We start from the raw sequence: 17,917 nt of genomic DNA on the forward strand, positions 1-17,917 counted from the left end.
AGTTACAAGGATTCAGGGATCAGCACTTCATTACTCTGCTGATGAAATTGATTGAAGTGAACCGTCTCACCGGGAGCCAGCGTCAGGGAGCAGCTTGCTACCGCTATGCAAGCGGGAAAACCATCGGTGGTAAGCTTGGTATTGAAACCAATCACATCCCAGCTTCTTGGGTTCAACATATTTAACATTTCGGAGAATATATTGAACGACCCGGATTTAAAGTGCAAGTTAGTTTCGACACTCACATAGGAGCCCTTCTCCTGAGGCGTGATATGTATCGTCATATATCTATCCTTGCACAGACCATTGATGGAGTAGCCGAATGGTTCGAAGAGGTGATCATCAAATGTAAAATCGGGAAACAGAGTATCCAGTCTGAGCATATCTCTTATGCCGTTGCTGGTCTGATTATCGCTTCTCAGATACTCTGCTACATCACCTTTAATATGGTACATCAACAGTTCGCAACTGCTCTGTGGCGGGCAGACTTGTTCCCCCCTGTCCGCACAAAAGATGTAATGATGGTGTGTATCTAAGTGACCCACCCTATAGGCTTGCCCGGCAATTTTTTCTCTCAGTCTCGACAGATCACACTCGAAACTGCTCGCTTGCAGATGAGAGAGAGATTCACTCTTTCGCTGGTAGCTGGCAGAGACTATCGACTCCTCTCCCAGCTTATCGACAAACAGAAGTACCGCATCGGCAAGCGTTGTGGTGCCACAGGTTAACATCAGAAATTTATGGTCCCAGACGAACAGGCTGGACTCGCTCAGGATATAGGCATCACAGGAAGTATTGCTCAGCTTAGAAAGTATTTCGGCATTGGCGCTTGCGACCACCTGCGCCCAGAATGCGTCGCCTAACCGACGTAGCGAGGGGTTCGCAGAGGATACGACCACTTCAATTTTCTTTTCTGAACCTTCAAAAAACATACTATTGAGTTACCCGGTTGCAGGCTCATCACAAGCCTGCTCTATTATCATTATCCTATGAGAAATCTTCCAGATAGGTATAACCCTTCAGACCAAGTTGTAACTCTTCGAGAATATTGGCTCTCTCGCTCTCTTGAATATGCTTATTCACCAGCTCTTCATAGGTCCGCATAAAGGACACGGCATCGAGATTGACATACCTGAGTACATCCGCCACCGTATCACCCGCCAACACAGACTCAATGTTAGTTCTGCCATTTTCATCGAGGCGCACTACCGCCGAGTTAGTGTCCCCGAACAGGTTATGCATATCTCCCAGGATCTCCTGATAGGCACCAACGAGGAAGAAACCTATCAGATAGGGACTCTCCGCACTCCACGCAGGTACAGGTATCGTGGTTTCAATTCCCTGGCCATCAACATACTGATCTATGGTGCCATCCGAGTCACAGGTAATATCGAGCATAACAGCACGACGTTCCGGTGCCTTATCCAATCCTGACAGCGGCATAACAGGGAACACCTGATCTATCCCCCACGCATCCGGCAGTGACTGGAACAGCGAGAAATTAACAAAAAACTTATCGGCTAACTTTTCGTTTAACTCATCGATAATAGGCCTGTGGAAACGATACTTAGGGCTCATCACGTCACGAAGCTCATGACAGACCCTGAGGTTCACCTGCTCTGCCCATGCTCTGTCGGACAGGCTAAGTTGGCCTAAGGCAAACAGAGAGTGCACCTCACTCAGATCGCTCTGACAATCGTGATAGATCTCGATCAAGGCGCGCTGATCCGCGCGGCCGCTGACCTCACTCCAGGACTTCCACATATTGTGAAGCAGCTGCGGAGCACCGTTTTCAGGCGGCTGAATCACTTCCGGCTTATAGGCCTCGGTACCGATAACATCGGTGATAAGTACCGCATGGTGTGCCGTCAGGAAGCGCCCCGACTCAGAGATAATTCTCGGCATCGGCTCCTGATATTCATTACACAGGTCGGTAAGCACACTGACGATATTGTTGGCATACTCGGTCAATCCATAGTTCATCGAGTTGGAGCTTTGGCTCCGGGTACCATCATAATCGACAGCCAGACCACCACCGACGTCGAAACACTTAACATTAGCACCGAGTTTTTGCAGCTCACAATAGAAACGCCCGGCTTCACTCACCCCTTGTCGAATATCCCTGATATTGGCAATCTGAGAACCCAGGTGAAAATGCAATAGCTGCAACGAATCCAGCATCTGCTCCTGCTTCAACGAATCGATAACGGTGAGCACCTGTGATGCAGACAGACCAAATTTGGATTTCTCTCCACCACTGGCCTGCCACTTACCCTTACCCTGAAATGCCAGGCGTACCCGACAACCCAGCCTGGGCGTAACCCCTATCTTTTTGGCCTCTTCGAGGATAATCTTAAGCTCGGACAGTTTTTCCAGCACGATATAAACTTTATGGCCTAACTTTTCACCGATCAGGGCCAGACGAATATATTCGACATCCTTATAACCATTACAGATGATCACCGAGCTGGCTTTTTGAGCCATAGCAAGCACAGCCATCAACTCCGGCTTGCTACCCGCTTCGAGCCCCAGTTGCGGCACCTCTTTGGAAACCTGACTGGCAAGGATCTCCTCAACCACCGTCTGCTGTTGATTGACCTTGATTGGATATACAAGGAGATAATCGGCCTGATACTGATACTTTTGAATCGCCTGGTTAAACGCCTGACAGACACTGTTGACTCTGTGATGTAAGATCTGGGGAAACCTTAGCAGCACCGGCAAGGCAACGCCTGACTTGACCATATCCTTGGCAAGCTCATTGAGCCCTATACTGTATTCAGGGTGTGAAGGATCGGGAGAAACGGTAACCTCTCCGCTGTCACTAATCCCATAGAGCCCCTGACTCCAATAATTAACGTTGTACCCGGTGCGGGCATCATTAATAGACCAATCACTCATATTCTTTAAACCTGTATATAAGCCAGATAAGTGAGTATCGTATTCGATTATCGATACTGTTTTTCATACAAAATTAGGAGATCCATTCGTCTGCTGGCGAAGTCGTAAACTTATCTTAAACCAGTTAACATGTAATGAAACATAATTATATCAGTTTAAATCAGTCTGCCATTATAGTCTTAAATGGAGATAACCAAATCAAAGGAGCGCGATTAGACACCTCAAACAACTATTTTGCAAGTAATTACATCACATAATTTTTGCCATTGTTTGTAACCGATATCAAGCCGGATCACCACGAATGTCCGCCAAAGCACTTTGCACGGGTAAATTTCACCCAATTAGTCCCCTCTGATCCAAATCACTTACAGATTAATGGCTCACTTTCCACTATAATCAGCAGCCATAGATATATCGTAAGCAATTGAGAACTCCATGATACAGATAGGCAAAACCAGTACACTCGAAGTCGTCAAGCAGGTTGATTTTGGTGTTTATTTAAATGCTCATGAACTCGGGCAGGTGCTACTGCCGACGAAAGTCATGCCTAAAGAGTGCAATGTAGGCGATAAAGTCGAGGTTTTTCTCTATCTGGACTCTGACGATATGGTCATTGCAACGACACGTAAACCACTGGCAGAAGTCGGTCAATTCGCCTACCTCAAAGCCGTCTCGACAGGCCCCTATGGTGCTTTTCTTGATTGGGGGCTGGAAAAAGATCTTCTGCTCCCCTTCGGTGAGCAACACAGAGAGATCCAGGAGGGTAAATCTTATCTGGTTTATATCTATACCAGCCACGTCGATGAACGTATCGTTGCATCATCGAAGATTGATAAGTTCCTCGATAAGACGCCGCCTCCGTACCACAAAGGTGAAGAGGTTAACCTCATTATCGGTGGCACGACAGATCTTGGCTATAAGGCCATTATCAACCACAGCCACTGGGGCGTGATCTTCAAAAACGAAGTTTACCGCCGACTCAGTTTCGGGCAAAAACTCAAAGGCTACATTAAACAGGTTCGCGGTGATGATAAGATCGACCTTCTACTTCAGAAAGGGGTCAAACAGGAGCTCGATAAACACGCCAACACCATTATGATCAAGCTTAAACAGGCGGGCGGCTTTCTGCCGTTAAATGATAAAACTGATGCGGACACCATCTATGCAACCCTGTCGATGAGTAAAAAGGCCTTTAAGAAGAGTATCGGCGGTTTATATAAAAAAGAGCAGATAACTATCTCTCCTGACGGAATACGTTTAGTGAAATAACTCATCATTTCATAGAATTTGACTAGTTATCGAACACTAATGAGCTAACTTACTGCAAGGCTCTTTGCTTAAAAGCATGACTCTGTTATAACAAAGTCATGCTTTTTTTATGAGTATCACAACATGAAACTATCGCTCCATGAAGCAAGAGTTATCGGCTGCCTTTTAGAGAAAGAGGTCACCACTCCGGAACAGTATCCTCTCTCATTGAACGCCCTGACACTCGCCTGTAATCAAAAGTCCAGCCGTGATCCGGTTCTCTCCATGACTGAGACCGAAACCCAGATGGCTATCGACTCCCTGATGAAGAGACGCCTGGTTACGGATCAAAGTGGTTTTGGTTCCAGAGTCGTCAAATATAAGCACAGGTTCTGCAACACCGAATTCAGCGATCTGCAACTCAGCTCGGCCCAATATGCGCTGGTATGCCTCTTGCTACTCCGTGGGCCACAAACACCGGGAGAGCTGAGAACCAGGAGTAACAGATTACATAACTTCGAAGATGTAGCCTCAGTGGAGAGTACCTTGCTCACCTTGACGCAAGCCGACCCCGCAATCGTCCACCAGCTCGCAAGAGAGCCTGGAAAAAGAGACTCTCGCTACGAAGAGTTGCTTTCAGAGCAGAGCAAGGGAGCCCCGGCCCCCATGGCGCAACATTCGCCTGAGCATAGCGATAACACTCAGCGACATGAAAGTAGTGACGAAGTGGAAAAGCTATCGGCCAGAGTAACGCTGCTGGAGAAAGAGGTCACTATGCTCAAAGAAGCACTGCACGAACTACTTAACTGATACCGACAACACACGATTCATATCGAAACAATCAGTTACGAATCATGCCACTTAGAGTACCATTGAGTTAAACACAGAGGTACTCTAGGGTGTTATTGTACCTACCTGACTCATCGGAATAGCAAATCAAAAGGGATCACATTGGAACCTAACACTGAATCCGGCCTGGTGCGTAATACGCTCATACTGGCCAAATTTGAACTGAGAAAACTCCTGTTTAACCCCAGAGGAGTTATCGCTCTGGTTGCCTTCTCCCTCGTATGGTTACTACTGCTGCTATATCCTATCCGCAGTGCCTCTAACTTCCTGCTCAGTCCCGAGTTCAGGCAACTTATTGCGGGCATTTTCGGTGAAGAGTCCATAAGTGAGTTATTTCAGTGGCAGGTCGCCGAAATGGCAATTCTTTGGATATCGGCGCTCTATATCTTCCCTCTGTTCAGTATATTTGTCTCTGCGGATCAATTTGCTTCCGACAGGCACAGAGGCACCTTCCGTTTTCTGACCCTCAGAACCGGGAGGGACAGCTTATTTCTCGGTCGGTATATCGGCCATATGCTGATCCAGTCTCTGCTGCTGCTGTTTACCATCCTGGCTACGGTGATCCTCGCCATGTCCCGTGACACGGCGCTGCTTCTGCCGGCACTCAGTTCTGGACTTCTCGTCTTTATCAACATGTTCATCATTCTGACCCCGTTTACTGCATTGATGGCTATTCTCTCCCTCTATGCAAACTCGGCCAGACAGGCGACTATCTATGCCATCCTGCTTTGGGCGATCAGCGCAATCGTGCTGGCAATCATCAACAACTATATCCCTTCACTGGCCGGATTGCTCCACTGGACCTTGCCGGGTGCGCAGCTTAGTTTAATGATCAATACACAGGGGATGGGCAGTTTTATCTACGCACCAATTCCGGTTATTCAGGCGCTGGTTCTCCTGTTCATCGGTAGAACTTACATGAAGAGGAGTTCACTATGAGCCTGATAAAATGTGACTCGTTAAGTAAGTCCTATGGCAGCAAACTGGCCCTGGACAGCGTCTCTATTGAGCTCAAAGCCGGAGCACCGGTCGCATTGGTAGGACCCAACGGTGCCGGTAAAACCACACTGTTCAGCCTACTGTGTGGCTACCTGCTCCCAAGCGCCGGCTCGGTGACGATTATGGGGGAAAAACCCGGCAGCACAAAGCTGCTTGGTCAGGTGGCATCTCTGCCTCAGGATGCCACACTGGATCCGAATCTGAGCCTGCTCACTCAATTCACCCTGTTTGGTACACTACAGGGGCTGTCAACCAAGCAGGCTAAGGCTGAAAGCCTTAGAGTACTGTCTCTGGTCGATCTTGCCGATGTAGCGCACCAAAAGCCTCACTCCCTGAGTCACGGCATGAGTAAACGTGCATCTATCGCTCAGGCGCTGATAGGCTCCCCTAAGCTGGTCTTGTTAGATGAGCCGACGGCGGGTCTGGACCCGGCTAATGCGAAAGTGATAAGAGAGCTGGTAAGATCCCTCAGTGGCAATATCACTTTCGTTATCAGTTCTCACAATCTTGATGAACTTGAAAAGTTGTGCGATCAGGTACTCTACCTGGATATGGGGAAGTTAGGCCAGTCAGTCTCAATACAGGAAAACATGACCGACGAATACCTGACTATCTCTATGCTGGAGTGTGAACAGGAGCAGTTTATTGCGGCCGTCGAAGCCCTTAAGGGGATCAAGAGTGTTACCAGGAAGCAGGAGAATGAGTTTTCAATCCACTACAGCGCCGAGGCCATCCGTGATTTAGAGGTACAGCTCTTCACCCTTCTATCACAAAACGGCTGGAAATATAGGGCGCTGCTGAAAGGCCGAACTCTGGAAGACACACTTTTTTCATAAGGCTTTCGCCCAATCGAAACCACCCCAGGCAGCACACTCTGTGCCGCCTGGCGACTCGGCTATACCAGCCCCTCTTCAGTCCTCACTTATCATGGCCCCATAAAGTACAGCCGAAACAGATAAAATTACGGGGGTATCTGATAAGCAAGGTTCTCACCTTGGTTAACCGAGCGCATTACAGAGCCGAGAACGATAAGCCCGGCGACAGCGAACCCTAAGAGCAGTAATACAGCAGGACACTTGTCATTGCCGCCTGAGCTGAAAATTTTTCTACAGATACAAAAAAGAGCTGCGATAAATCGCAGCTCTTAAGAATTCTTTTGGACTAGCTAGACGCTAATCAAAGGCATAAGCTTAAACGACAGTTACGTTCTCAGCTTGTGGACCTTTCTGACCTTGAGTCACAGTGAATTGAACTTTCTGACCTTCGTCAAGAGTTTTGAAACCGTCAGAGTTGATTGCACGGAAGTGAACAAAAACGTCTGGACCAGACTCTTGCTCGATAAATCCAAAACCTTTGTCAGAGTTGAACCACTTAACAACGCCAGTAACTTGAGACATGATATAAATCCTGTAACTTAAATAAAATATAGCCTAAACGGCAGTAGAGCTTGAAAATGCCGGTATTACTTATGTTAGCAGGACGAACAATTCGTATTGGAACATAAAATAAATGCAACCTTCGAGCTGCAACTACTATAAATCATTCTCTGCTCATGTCAACAATCAAATCGACAGAAAAATCATCTTTTCGCTTTGTTATCTGTCGCTTGGTTTTAATCAGCAGATGTAAAAATGGTGTAAAAACACTAAAAACAGGCGCTTGTTCACTTATTGGTCACACATACCAATTTTTTTAATTAAATGGCTTGAAAAACCTCAATTTTGAAATCTAATTCACATTTGAGTCCATTTTTTACCAGTTTGGCTTTCTGTTCGTCGGTCAATTTCCAGCTATATGGCGTCATGTTAAGAAAATGAGTAATATCCATCTCATCGCTGAGCAGCAGTTCTGACTCCAAATTTTCCCTGTGAAGCAACTCAAATCCCTGGATCTGACTACTCTCGGTTATATGGGGTGTCGGCTTGTCATATATCAGCTTTTTAAGTGCAAAATGGTGGTTCTTTCCAGCCGAGGCCGTGATCAATATGCTACCCGCCTTTGCCACCCGTCTTAGCTCTTCATCTAATGAGGGCGCATAGATACGCATCATCAGATCGAAACTCTCATCGGCAAACGGCATCTCAAAGGCGCTCGCGACACAAAAACTGATCTCTGAATATCTTTTCGACGCATACTTCAACGCCGACTTGGAGATATCCAGCCCCTGCAACGAGAATTTGTGCTCCTGAGACATCACGTCATGAAGTCGATGGCTGTAATACCCTTCACCACAACCAATATCCAACCCTGTGGCCGCAGCAGGAGCATGTTGCCGCGCTAACTCATTGACCCGGTCGCTGAGCAGTTGATAGTGGCCCTTATTGAGAAACTCTCTACGGGCAAACATCATCTCCTTGTTATCGCCAGGATCTTTAGAGCGTTTTTTCTGCACAGGCAGTAAATTTACATAACCCTCTTTGGCGCAATCGAACCTGTGGTTGTCCGGACAACACCAGGTTCTCTCTTTCAGCATCAAAGCTTGTTTACATAGGGGACAACGATATTTCATCATATTTCCGTTGGTTTATCTGATTACTCTTCATCAACAATCAACTGTTCAACCATCTCATTGACAGCCGGGGTCGATAACAGTTTATAAAACTCCAGCTTTCGTGCCTGAGCTTCACTCTTCGAAGCTTGGTTAGCCGAGTACTGCCAACTTACCCGCTCAACAGATTGATTATAGCTTCGTGAGAGCCACTGCTTCTTTCTTAACAGCTGCGCATCCAGTTTAGTCACCTCACCACTGAGCTCAGGGTGACGACTCACAAGCTCACTGCGGCTAAAAGCAGTAAGGTCACCTCTGACAACCTCTAGCTCACTTATCTCCAGCAGTAGCTGCTCGGTCGTCGAGTCATGTTGTACCGCCCTGGCTACCAGAGCCTTAGCCTGCTGGAGTTCCCGGGGGCCATGAAACAACCGGTTATCTTGCTCTAACGCGACAATTTGCCACATCCGTGACTCGGCGATAGAAAATTGCGCCCGGTTGTCGAACGCGACGTCGATAAACAGCCCCTCTCTAAGCTGGCGGGCACACATAGACGGCGAGGTACCTAATGCACTAAAGAGCCGCCAACCTTGCCCTACTCCTCTGTCAAGGGTACCTGTGTCGCCATCGAAAACCGATGTAAGCTCCACAGAGGAAGGTTCTACCACGACAGAGAGAAAAGGATGCAGCCGCACCATAACAGACAGCGCATCTTTGGCGACAGAGACAATGATAAACTCGCCGATGTGACCGTTAATGGCTTGCAACAAGCTAAAATCGCTCGTGCTTTCGTGTAAGGTAACAATCAATCTGGAGTGATGATCTAGCGTTAAAATTTCAGGCTGTGTCAGCAGGGGTTCAAACATAGTACAACACCTCTATTGGGGGAGGGATTGTACATGGCTTACTCTATTTGTTCCAGCATTCTAACTGGTTAAGATTAAACCATTTATCCAATTGCTGAGATTTGTGATCACACATGCCTCTCACTATGAGACCACACTCCATAGGCCCACCACCTGAATCAGGGGGAAAAGAGTAACAGCTGTGCTCTTCCCGGGGCAATAATTAAGCTATCGGCAGCCGGAGTGATAACAGACAGCTCCTTAACCGCTACATTAAGGACAAAACGATATACACAGTGCTATGATTAGCCGCAACCATATTCCAAAAAATATTACCTATGTCTCCCAGCAATACCCCAAGCATCTTCTGGCACGATTATGAAACTTTCGGTGCCAATCCGGCTAAAGACCGTCCTTCACAATTTGCAGGGATCCGTACCGATATGGATCTGAATATTATTGGCGATCCGGTGACCTTTTATTGCAAGCTAGCGAATGATTATCTTCCCTCCCCCGAGGCCATATTAATCACAGGTATCACTCCGCAGTTAGCAAACCTGAAAGGGGTTCCCGAGGCCGAATTTATGGCCAAGGTACATCAGCTTTTCAGTCAGGCTAATACCTGTGTTGCCGGCTATAACTCCATTCGCTTCGATGATGAGGTCTCCCGCTACGGATTTTACCGAAATTTTTATGATCCCTACGCCAGAGAGTGGCAACAGGGCAACTCACGTTGGGATATCATAGATCTGGTCAGGGCCTGTTATGCATTCAGACCCGACGGAATCGAATGGCCGGTAAAAGAGGATGGCTCACCCAGTTTTAAGCTGGAGCATTTGACCCAGGCCAACGGCCTGAGTCATGAAAAAGCACACGATGCAATGTCAGATGTTTATGCCACCATAGATATGGCTAAACTGATAAAGCAAAAGCAACCTAAACTGTTCGACTATTACTTTAACCTAAGGCGAAAACAGGAGGCCTCTAAGCTCATCGATGTGCTTAATATGCAACCTCTCGTCCATGTCAGCTCGAAGATCAGTTCGCTTCACGGTTGCACCACTATCATTGCGCCTGTCGCGCATCACTCGACCAATAAAAATGCCATCATCTGTGTCAACTTAGCCATGGATATCTCACCGCTTATCGAGCTCAGCGTCGAGCAGATCAGAGAGCGCATGTATACGCCCAGAGCGGATCTGGCAGAAGATGAACTTCCCATCAGCGTTAAGCAGATACATATCAATAAATGCCCCTTCATCGCTTCGGCAAAGACCCTCAGTGATGAAAATGCCGAGCGACTCAATATCGATAAGGCTTTTGCCAGAGAGCAATTTAAGCGCTTAAAGCAACACCCTGAGCTGAGAGAGAAGTTAGTGGCACTCTTCGATGTGGAGTATGAATCCGCGTCGACGGATCCGGATCTACAGCTATATAGCGGTGGTTTTTTCAGCTCCGCCGACAAAGAGAAGATGGAGATCATTCGTCACACGGCACCAAAGAACCTTGCGGCGCTCGACCTTGAGTTTGACGATGCCAGGCTTAAGGAGATGTTATTCAGATACCGTGGCCGTAACTATCCGGAGACATTCGATGAAGCCGAGTCACTGAAATGGAGAGAGTTCTGTCAGAACAGGCTCAACGATCCTGACTACATGCTGAAGTTGGAAAACCTGGTTAATGAAACCGCGCAAAATGAAGATAAGCAAAAATTACTTACAGCTTTATGTCATTACCTTAGCAATTTGTAGGATTTTACTGAGATAAATGGGAGGTAGATCTCATCATCATTGTAAAACGATTACTAAAATGATCTTCATTATCTTAACAATTATAGGACCACAAACATGCAAGATAGATTTATAAAGTGCATCTCAGAGTTGCCCAAACCACTATCCGATGCATTGGTACCCATGTTGAATGCCGAATTTGCCGGCCATATCGATGCTCAGCAACTTAGCACCCTCATCACCAAGAGCGGGCTCGAAGAGAGTGAGCTGCTGCTCGCTCTGCTTCCGGTCGCGGCCGCACTGGCTAAACCACCTATCAGTGAATTTTATGTTGGTGCCATCGCCAAGGGAAAGAGCGGCGACATCTATATGGGGGCCAATATGGAGCTCTCCGGTGAAGCACTTTTCCATTCTGTGCATGCAGAGCAGAGTGCTATCAGCCATGCGTGGCTCAGCGGCGAGCGTCAAATTGAAGATGTCATCGTTAACTTCTCACCATGTGGCCACTGCCGCCAGTTTATGAACGAACTGGTTGAGGGGCAAAAGGTGAAGATCCACCTCCCTGAGCAGCAGACCCAACCTCTCTCCCATTATCTGCCCTATGCCTTCGGACCTGGCGACCTGAACATCACCGAGCCCTTGTTGTCCAAGCAACAACATGAGCTAACCCTGGACAGTTCAGACCCGATGATCATCGAGGCGCTCGATCACGCAAGTTTAAGCTATGCTCCTTACACCAATAGTTATGCCGCCGTAGTTCTGGAAACGCAAGATGGTGCAACCTATTGTGGCCGTTATGCCGAAAATGCAGCGTTTAACCCCTCTATGCTCCCCATGCAGATGGCACTTTCTACCATGGCGAGACATAACCGAGAGTTCAGTGAGATAACTCGTGCGGTATTGATCGAATCGGCCGGCGGAAAAATCTCTCTGGTTGGCGCGACCATGGATGCGCTGCACGCCGTTGCGGCGGTTGAACTTGAGCATATCGTTCTCGATCCCGAGTAAGCTGGTTTAACTCACAAAAAAAAGGACTGCCGAAGCAGTCCTTTTTTCTTAAATAATTTCTATGGATATTATTTTCTGTTGCGCTCGAGTTTCGCCAGAAGACTCGATGTATCCCAACGATTGCCTCCGATAGCCTGTACCTCCGAATAAAACTGATCGACTAACGCAGTCAGCGGAAGATGTGAACCGTTCTTTCTGGCTTCATCCAGTGCAATGTTGAGATCTTTACGCATCCAGTCAACGGCAAAACCGAGATTATACTCACCCTGCCACATGGTCTGATAACGATTCTCCATCTGCCAGGATTGTGCGGCGCCCTTACTGATCACCTCAACTACCTTCTCACCATCGAGTCCTGCACTGCGGGCAAAATGAAGTCCCTCAGCAAGCCCCTGAACCACGCCAGCAATACAAATCTGATTAACCATCTTAGTGAGCTGACCGGCACCGATATCCCCAAGGCGTTCGATACAGCGAGCATACGCATCGATAACGGGCTTAGCCTGCTCAAAGACTTCGGCATCACCGCCGCTCATCACGGTAAGAACGCCGTTCTCGGCGCCGGCTTGCCCGCCTGAAACCGGTGCATCGAGAAACCCGATCCCCGCTTCAGAGGCTCTCTGGCCTATCTCCCTGGCAACATCGGCCGATGCCGTAGTATGATCGACAAGAATCGCTTTAGGGTTCATCGCCTTAAGCACCCCGGAGCCACCTAAGGTCACCTCTTTCAGATCGTCATCGTTACCGACACAGATAAAGACGAACTCCTGACCCAGTGCGGCAAGTTCCGGCGTAGGCTCATACTTTCCGCCATATTCGTTGACCCAGGCTTCAGCCTTGCTCCGGGTGCGATTGTAAACGGTGACATCGTGCCCTGCGTTCATCAGGTGCCCCGCCATCGGGTATCCCATAACCCCCAAACCGATAAATGCTACTTTTGCCATCTCCATCCCTTATTCGTTTTTGTTATTCCCGGCTAGTTTAGCACCCTGTACATTTTTTATGAAAGCCGGATAGCAAAAAGACACCCGAGGGTGCCTTTTAGGTATCGATAGCGATTCAGTTTAACTTACATGTGCTTCCATCTCGGCACCAATTTTCTTACGCATCTCCATCAAGCGAATGGCGGAATCACGTAACTTAATGTCTTCATCGGTTTGCGGCACCCACTCGGGTACTTGGGTAGGATGCCCGGCATCGTCTACGGCAACCATGATCACCACACAATGGGTAGTGAGGTGACGTTCCGGGTTCTTTGGGTCTCCGGCACGAACATCGATGCCAAGATGCATGGAGGTACGTCCTGTATAGATCACTTTTGCCGTTGTTTCGACAATATTACCCACATGGATCGGTTTCACAAATCTGATCCCGCCTGCATATGCCGTAATACAGTACTTACCACTCCAGCCAGCCGAACAGGCGTAAGCGGCTAAATCGATCCACTTCATTACCGCCCCACCGTGAACCTTACCACCGAAGTTTACATCAGCAGGTTCCGCCAGAAACCTTAGGGTTATCTCTCGATCTTTACCGGCCATTTCAATCTCAAATCAATTAGAGGATAAAATAAGTGTACGCCATAATGAGTCAATGGCGTACCACAATAGAAGAGAATACGGATTATTTAGTGATAGTTTAACCAGTTAGCCTAATTTCATAACGATAAAACTGGAAACGAAAATGAAAGGTATCGCGAGACGATAAACCCAGAGTTGGACCTTGTCACTTAGCAACCTGGAACCTTTGATGGCCGAATAAACAAAGAGCCCCGCTAAGAAAAGCAACAAGACTTCGACACCTGCAACACTATCGGTTTCGCCCCCCGCATAAATCGCGGTCACAAGCAGGGCAAACCATACCATTGCAAACCCTGCAGCTGCGGCTGTGAAGGTCTTCATGCCAATAGTCAGCTTAGGATGTGACTCAAGGGTTTCACCTCTCACAAGCTCATTCAGGTTTGCCGTTAACGCGCCGACAAGCGGCATTAGAGGAAGTACAATAAGATTTAACACGTAAGGTTCCTTAAACCCGAAATTACAGATCGCCAGTATCTGCCTATAACAGGAAAGATCCAATAGAGATGAACTAAGGTTAATCTAATCGTTAGCAAGCGTTAATCTTTTGCTTTATCAGCAAGTTAAGAAGAGTGAGACACATGGTAAATAACTAGATCACTATGGGTTAATTCAGGTTGGTCTTACGTTAACAGAGATAAAAAAAGCGCCGGGCGGCGCTTTTTAATCTCTGACTCGAGAGTTACCCTTTTTTAAACAACAGGGAACCGTTAGTACCGCCGAAGCCAAATGAGTTACAAAGGGCATAATCGAACTTATGATCCCTTGCGGTGTGAGGAACGAAATCTAAATCACAACCTTCATCCGGATTATCCAGATTCAATGTTGGCGGGATCACCTGATCTTTAAGTGCAAGCAGTGTAATGATGGCTTCCACGGAGCCTGCAGCCCCCAACAGGTGTCCGGTCATCGACTTAGTCGAACTGACCAGCAGATCATAGGCATGATCGCCAAATACAGACTTAACGGCAGACGCTTCGGCCTTATCACCCGCAGGGGTCGATGTGCCGTGGGCGTTAATATAACCTATGCTTTCGTTCGCGACCTTCGCATCTTTAATGGCATTAGCCATAGCGGCGGCAGCACCTGCACCATCTGCTGGCGGTGATGTCATATGGAATGCATCGCCGCTCATACCGAAACCAACAAGCTCGCCATAGATGGTGGCTCCACGCGCCTTGGCATGCTCATACTCTTCCATAACCATGACACCGGCACCATCACCGATCACGAAACCATCACGGTCTCTATCCCACGGGCGACTCGCCGCTTGCGGATCGTCATTACGTGTCGATAACGCCTTAGCCGAGCCGAATCCACCGACGGCCAATGGGCATGTCACATCTTCTGCGCCACCGGCAACCATCACATCCGCATCACCATAAGCGATAGTACGGGCCGCAAAACCTATGTTATGCACACCGGTTGTACAGGCGGTCGTAACTGCAAAGTTAGGCCCTGTCATACCGTATTTAATCGAAAGGTGACCAGAGATCATGTTGATGATGGTACTGGGAACGAAAAATGGCGATATTTTACGTGGACCGCCCTTCAGCAGTGCCGAGTGAGCTTGTTCGATGAGCGGCATCCCGCCCATACCCGCACCGACCGCAGTCCCTACCCGAGCCGGATCTAACTTATCCATCTCCAGACCCGAGTCTGTGATAGCCTGAATACCGGCAGCCATACCATACTGGATAAACAGATCCATCTTGCGAGCGTCTTTCTTAGACATATACTGCTCGACTTCAAAATCTTTAACCGAGCCGCTGAAACGAGTAGAAAACTCGCTGGCATCGAATTTTGTTATCGGCGCTATGCCACTTTTACCGGAAACGAGCGCTTTCCAGGAGGAATCAACGGTGTTCCCTACAGGAGTGACTAAGCCAATACCTGTTACGACTACACGACGTTTAGACACACTTTCACCTATATACATTGAGTTAATCGATCACAGCGATTTAATGCTGTATGGAGAATTACTAACCAGAGGAATAAAATATATACCCAAACTGACCCAAGTTACAAAATTGCGCAGATTGAGAAGTGATGAAGTTCAAAACATGAAAAAGTTGAACGGAAAATTCCAATAGCCGGAAACAAAAACAGGCAGCATAAATGCTGCCTGTTTTCTAGAATTCAGGATTACTGATTCTTTGAAACGTAGTCGATCGCTGCCTGAACAGTAGTGATCTTTTCAGCTTCTTCATCAGGGATCTCGGTGTCAAACTCTTCTTCCAGAGCCATAACCAACTCAACAGTGTCCAGAGAATCTGCACCCAAGTCGTCAACGAAAGATGCGGCAGACTTAACGTCTTCCTCTTTAACACCCAGTTGCTCAATAATGATTTTCTTTACACGTTCTTCGATGTTGCTCATTAGTTTCTTTCCTATTCAAATTACGCACTTGCGCAAGATTGCGAGTAGTTTATTCAATTTGGCACACAATGCAAGCTTAACTTTCGTGGTCTAACCACGAATTTAAACACATATTGATGAGGATCATCAATAATTAAGCACATTTTCTGCCATTCACCCTTAAGCCATGTACATGCCACCATTCACATGGAGAGTCTCTCCCGTGATGTATGCGGCGGAGTCTGAAGCTAAGAAAAGCACAGCATTGGCGATCTCTTGTGCCTGACCCAAACGCTCCATCGGAACCTGAGACATAATAGCTTGTTGCTGCTCTTCCGTCAGCTCATCAGTCATATCAGTCTGGATAAATCCAGGAGCAATAGCATTCACTGTTATTTGACGAGATGCAACCTCTCTTGCGAGAGATTTTGTAAATCCAATTAAACCAGCCTTGGCTGCACAGTAGTTAGTTTGTCCCGGATTGCCCATAGAGCCTACGACAGAGCCGATATTGATGATTCGACCATTACGTTTTTTCATCATAGGTCGCATCGCGGCCTTTGAGGTACGAAACAGCGAAGTAAGGTTAGTATCGATAATATCTGACCATTCATCGTCTTTCATACGCATCAATAAATTATCACGAGTGATGCCGGCATTGTTAACTAAAATGTTAACTTCTCCGGTTTTTTCTTTTATTTGTGCGAAAAGATCCGTTACAGACTGGCCATCGGTGACATTAAGAACCAGACCCAGACCATTATCCCCCAGGTACTCCTGAATCGCTGCGGCGCCACGCTCGCTCGTTGCAGTTCCAACAACGGTTGCTCCGGCAGCGACCAGCGTCTCGGCAACGGCACGGCCAATCCCACGGCTTGCACCGGTAACAAGCGCAACTTTGCCTGTTAAATCTATACTAACACTCATGAATAACTCCTATTCGGTCAATGCAGCAAAAGACGCTACATCGTTAACCGCTTTTGCTGTAAGCGATCGGTTAATTCTTTTAGCCAGCCCGGTCAAAACCTTACCAGGTCCAATTTCATAAAGATGCGTAATGCCACTTTCCGCCATTGCGCTCACAGAGTCAGACCATCGGACCGGGCAATATAACTGCCTGACCAGAGCGTCTTTAATCTCTGTCACGGCCTCCGGGCTCGCCACATCGACGTTGTTGATTACTTTAATCTTCGGCGCATTAAACTCGATTGACTCTAGTGCAACTGCCAGCTTTTCCGCTGCTGGTCGCATCAATTCACAGTGAGAAGGAACACTTACCGGAAGCGCCACGGCCATCTTGGCGCCAGCCTCTTTACATGCCGCAGCGGCACGTTCAACCGCGGCCTTACTGCCGGCAATAACGACCTGGCCCGGGCTGTTATAATTGACGGGGCTGACAACCTCGCCCTGCCCTGCATCTGCACAACACTTAGCGATGGCATCATTATCTAAACCTATGATGGCAAACATGGCACCGCTACCGGCTGGTACCGCCTTCTGCATCAACTGACCACGTAACTCAACCAGCTTAACCGCATCTTTAAACTCGATGACACCGCCGCAGACCAAGGCTGAGTATTCACCCAGGCTATGACCGGCAAGTACTGTCGGCATCGGCTTACCTGAGGCTTCATATGCTCGCCAGATTGCAACACTGGCGGTAAGCAGCGCGGGCTGTGTCTTATCGGTTTCGTTGAGCGTTTCGGCCGGTCCCTGTTGAACCAGCTCCCACAGATCGTATCCTAAGACTTCACTCGCTTGAGAAAATGTTTGAGCAACGATCTCATGCTCAGCAGCAAGCTCGGCCAACATCCCAATGGCTTGAGAGCCTTGGCCAGGAAAAATAAAAGCTGAATTTTCCATCATTTATCCTATGACAATTCAAAAATTAATACTGACAGATTTAAACAAGAG

18 protein-coding genes are annotated in these 17,917 nt (G+C 47.8%); 6 read left to right on the forward strand and 12 right to left on the reverse strand.

The window, feature by feature from the left end; genetic code table 11:
• Nucleotides 1-2 precede the first annotated feature (2 nt).
• Both Q1B47_RS04235 and speA read right to left on the reverse strand, forming a co-directional pair.
• Nucleotides 3-932, reverse strand: a complete 930-nt coding sequence (locus tag Q1B47_RS04235) for an adenosylmethionine decarboxylase (protein WP_299789128.1) — start codon at nt 930-932, stop codon at nt 3-5.
• A gap of 55 nt (nt 933-987) precedes the next feature.
• Entirely contained in the window at nt 988-2,901 is a 1,914-nt protein-coding gene (gene speA / locus Q1B47_RS04240; protein WP_299789131.1) for a biosynthetic arginine decarboxylase, read from the reverse strand.
• Nucleotides 2,902-3,336: 435 nt separating this feature from the next.
• On the opposite strand from speA, the gene Q1B47_RS04245 reads away from it, so the two are divergent.
• From Q1B47_RS04245 to Q1B47_RS04260, 4 genes are all read left to right on the forward strand, one after another.
• A complete protein-coding gene (locus tag Q1B47_RS04245; RefSeq protein ID WP_299789134.1) occupies nt 3,337-4,170 on the forward strand; it encodes a S1-like domain-containing RNA-binding protein in 834 nt (277 codons plus the stop codon).
• Nucleotides 4,171-4,293: 123 nt separating this feature from the next.
• Nucleotides 4,294-4,959: a DUF480 domain-containing protein gene (locus Q1B47_RS04250; protein ID WP_299789137.1), complete on the forward strand. Its 666-nt coding sequence runs from the start codon at nt 4,294-4,296 to the stop codon at nt 4,957-4,959.
• 141 nt (nt 4,960-5,100) lie between these two features.
• A complete protein-coding gene (locus tag Q1B47_RS04255) occupies nt 5,101-5,937 on the forward strand; it encodes an ABC transporter permease subunit (protein ID WP_299789140.1) in 837 nt (278 codons plus the stop codon).
• Complete coding sequence (locus Q1B47_RS04260; RefSeq protein ID WP_299789143.1) at nt 5,934-6,833, forward strand: ABC transporter ATP-binding protein; 900 nt, start codon at nt 5,934-5,936, stop codon at nt 6,831-6,833. Before Q1B47_RS04255 ends, Q1B47_RS04260 begins: the two co-directional genes overlap by 4 nt.
• Before the next feature lie 354 nt (nt 6,834-7,187).
• On the opposite strand, the gene Q1B47_RS04265 is transcribed toward Q1B47_RS04260, so the two are convergent.
• The 3 genes from Q1B47_RS04265 to Q1B47_RS04275 all read right to left on the reverse strand — a co-directional run bounded on the left by Q1B47_RS04265 (nt 7,188) and on the right by Q1B47_RS04275 (nt 9,351).
• Complete coding sequence (locus Q1B47_RS04265) at nt 7,188-7,394, reverse strand: cold-shock protein (RefSeq protein ID WP_012155714.1); 207 nt, start codon at nt 7,392-7,394, stop codon at nt 7,188-7,190.
• A 299-nt stretch (nt 7,395-7,693) separates the two neighbouring features.
• Nucleotides 7,694-8,506 (reverse strand): 23S rRNA (guanine(745)-N(1))-methyltransferase, encoded by an 813-nt coding sequence (gene rlmA / locus Q1B47_RS04270; RefSeq protein WP_299789147.1) that lies wholly within the window; start codon nt 8,504-8,506, stop codon nt 7,694-7,696.
• Between the two features lie 23 nt (nt 8,507-8,529).
• Nucleotides 8,530-9,351, reverse strand: a complete 822-nt coding sequence (locus Q1B47_RS04275; RefSeq protein WP_299789150.1) for a hypothetical protein — start codon at nt 9,349-9,351, stop codon at nt 8,530-8,532.
• 317 nt (nt 9,352-9,668) lie between these two features.
• Between Q1B47_RS04275 and sbcB the strand changes: the two genes are divergently transcribed.
• Complete coding sequence (sbcB, locus tag Q1B47_RS04280) at nt 9,669-11,081, forward strand: exodeoxyribonuclease I (protein WP_299789153.1); 1,413 nt, start codon at nt 9,669-9,671, stop codon at nt 11,079-11,081.
• A gap of 96 nt (nt 11,082-11,177) precedes the next feature.
• Nucleotides 11,178-12,068 carry a cytidine deaminase gene (cdd, locus tag Q1B47_RS04285; protein WP_299789155.1) on the forward strand — a complete coding sequence of 297 codons (891 nt, stop codon included), beginning with the start codon at nt 11,178-11,180 and terminating at the stop codon, nt 12,066-12,068.
• A 68-nt stretch (nt 12,069-12,136) separates the two neighbouring features.
• Here cdd and Q1B47_RS04290 read toward each other — a convergent pair whose 3' ends face one another.
• From Q1B47_RS04290 to fabD, 7 genes are all read right to left on the reverse strand, one after another.
• Nucleotides 12,137-13,012: an NAD(P)-dependent oxidoreductase gene (locus Q1B47_RS04290; protein ID WP_299789157.1), complete on the reverse strand. Its 876-nt coding sequence runs from the start codon at nt 13,010-13,012 to the stop codon at nt 12,137-12,139.
• A gap of 120 nt (nt 13,013-13,132) precedes the next feature.
• Nucleotides 13,133-13,609 (reverse strand): acyl-CoA thioesterase, encoded by a 477-nt coding sequence (locus Q1B47_RS04295; RefSeq protein WP_299789159.1) that lies wholly within the window; start codon nt 13,607-13,609, stop codon nt 13,133-13,135.
• 105 nt (nt 13,610-13,714) lie between these two features.
• On the reverse strand, nt 13,715-14,083 hold the full coding sequence (locus Q1B47_RS04300) for a hypothetical protein (RefSeq protein WP_299789161.1): 369 nt from the start codon (nt 14,081-14,083) through the stop codon (nt 13,715-13,717).
• Between the two features lie 244 nt (nt 14,084-14,327).
• Nucleotides 14,328-15,566, reverse strand: coding sequence for a beta-ketoacyl-ACP synthase II (fabF, locus tag Q1B47_RS04305; protein ID WP_299789163.1), 1,239 nt, complete (start codon nt 15,564-15,566; stop codon nt 14,328-14,330).
• 224 nt (nt 15,567-15,790) lie between these two features.
• Nucleotides 15,791-16,024, reverse strand: a complete 234-nt coding sequence (acpP, locus tag Q1B47_RS04310) for an acyl carrier protein (RefSeq protein ID WP_011496723.1) — start codon at nt 16,022-16,024, stop codon at nt 15,791-15,793.
• Between the two features lie 159 nt (nt 16,025-16,183).
• Nucleotides 16,184-16,930 (reverse strand): 3-oxoacyl-ACP reductase FabG, encoded by a 747-nt coding sequence (fabG, locus tag Q1B47_RS04315; protein WP_299789165.1) that lies wholly within the window; start codon nt 16,928-16,930, stop codon nt 16,184-16,186.
• A gap of 9 nt (nt 16,931-16,939) precedes the next feature.
• A complete protein-coding gene (gene fabD / locus Q1B47_RS04320; protein ID WP_299789169.1) occupies nt 16,940-17,866 on the reverse strand; it encodes an ACP S-malonyltransferase in 927 nt (308 codons plus the stop codon).
• Between the last annotated feature and the right edge of the window lie 51 nt (nt 17,867-17,917).

It is taken from the genome of uncultured Shewanella sp. (assembly GCF_947501225.1).
GTDB lineage: Bacteria > Pseudomonadota > Gammaproteobacteria > Enterobacterales > Shewanellaceae > Shewanella.

Excerpts from the sequence above, each read along its gene's own strand:
- fabG (WP_299789165.1), bottom strand. The coding sequence starts at position 16,930 with ATGAGTGTTAGTATAGATTTAACAGGCAAAGTTGCGCTTGTTACCGGT.
- Q1B47_RS04245 (WP_299789134.1), top strand. The coding sequence starts at position 3,337 with ATGATACAGATAGGCAAAACCAGTACACTCGAAGTCGTCAAGCAGGTT.
- Q1B47_RS04250 (WP_299789137.1), top strand. The coding sequence starts at position 4,294 with ATGAAACTATCGCTCCATGAAGCAAGAGTTATCGGCTGCCTTTTAGAG.
- Q1B47_RS04260 (WP_299789143.1), top strand. The coding sequence starts at position 5,934 with ATGAGCCTGATAAAATGTGACTCGTTAAGTAAGTCCTATGGCAGCAAA.
- Q1B47_RS04295 (WP_299789159.1), bottom strand. The coding sequence starts at position 13,609 with ATGGCCGGTAAAGATCGAGAGATAACCCTAAGGTTTCTGGCGGAACCT.
- acpP (WP_011496723.1), bottom strand. The coding sequence starts at position 16,024 with ATGAGCAACATCGAAGAACGTGTAAAGAAAATCATTATTGAGCAACTG.
- Q1B47_RS04275 (WP_299789150.1), bottom strand. The coding sequence starts at position 9,351 with ATGTTTGAACCCCTGCTGACACAGCCTGAAATTTTAACGCTAGATCAT.
- sbcB (WP_299789153.1), top strand. The coding sequence starts at position 9,669 with ATGTCTCCCAGCAATACCCCAAGCATCTTCTGGCACGATTATGAAACT.
- speA (WP_299789131.1), bottom strand. The coding sequence starts at position 2,901 with ATGAGTGATTGGTCTATTAATGATGCCCGCACCGGGTACAACGTTAAT.
- rlmA (WP_299789147.1), bottom strand. The coding sequence starts at position 8,506 with ATGAAATATCGTTGTCCCCTATGTAAACAAGCTTTGATGCTGAAAGAG.
- fabD (WP_299789169.1), bottom strand. The coding sequence starts at position 17,866 with ATGGAAAATTCAGCTTTTATTTTTCCTGGCCAAGGCTCTCAAGCCATT.
- Q1B47_RS04235 (WP_299789128.1), bottom strand. The coding sequence starts at position 932 with ATGTTTTTTGAAGGTTCAGAAAAGAAAATTGAAGTGGTCGTATCCTCT.
- cdd (WP_299789155.1), top strand. The coding sequence starts at position 11,178 with ATGCAAGATAGATTTATAAAGTGCATCTCAGAGTTGCCCAAACCACTA.
- Q1B47_RS04290 (WP_299789157.1), bottom strand. The coding sequence starts at position 13,012 with ATGGCAAAAGTAGCATTTATCGGTTTGGGGGTTATGGGATACCCGATG.
- Q1B47_RS04265 (WP_012155714.1), bottom strand. The coding sequence starts at position 7,394 with ATGTCTCAAGTTACTGGCGTTGTTAAGTGGTTCAACTCTGACAAAGGT.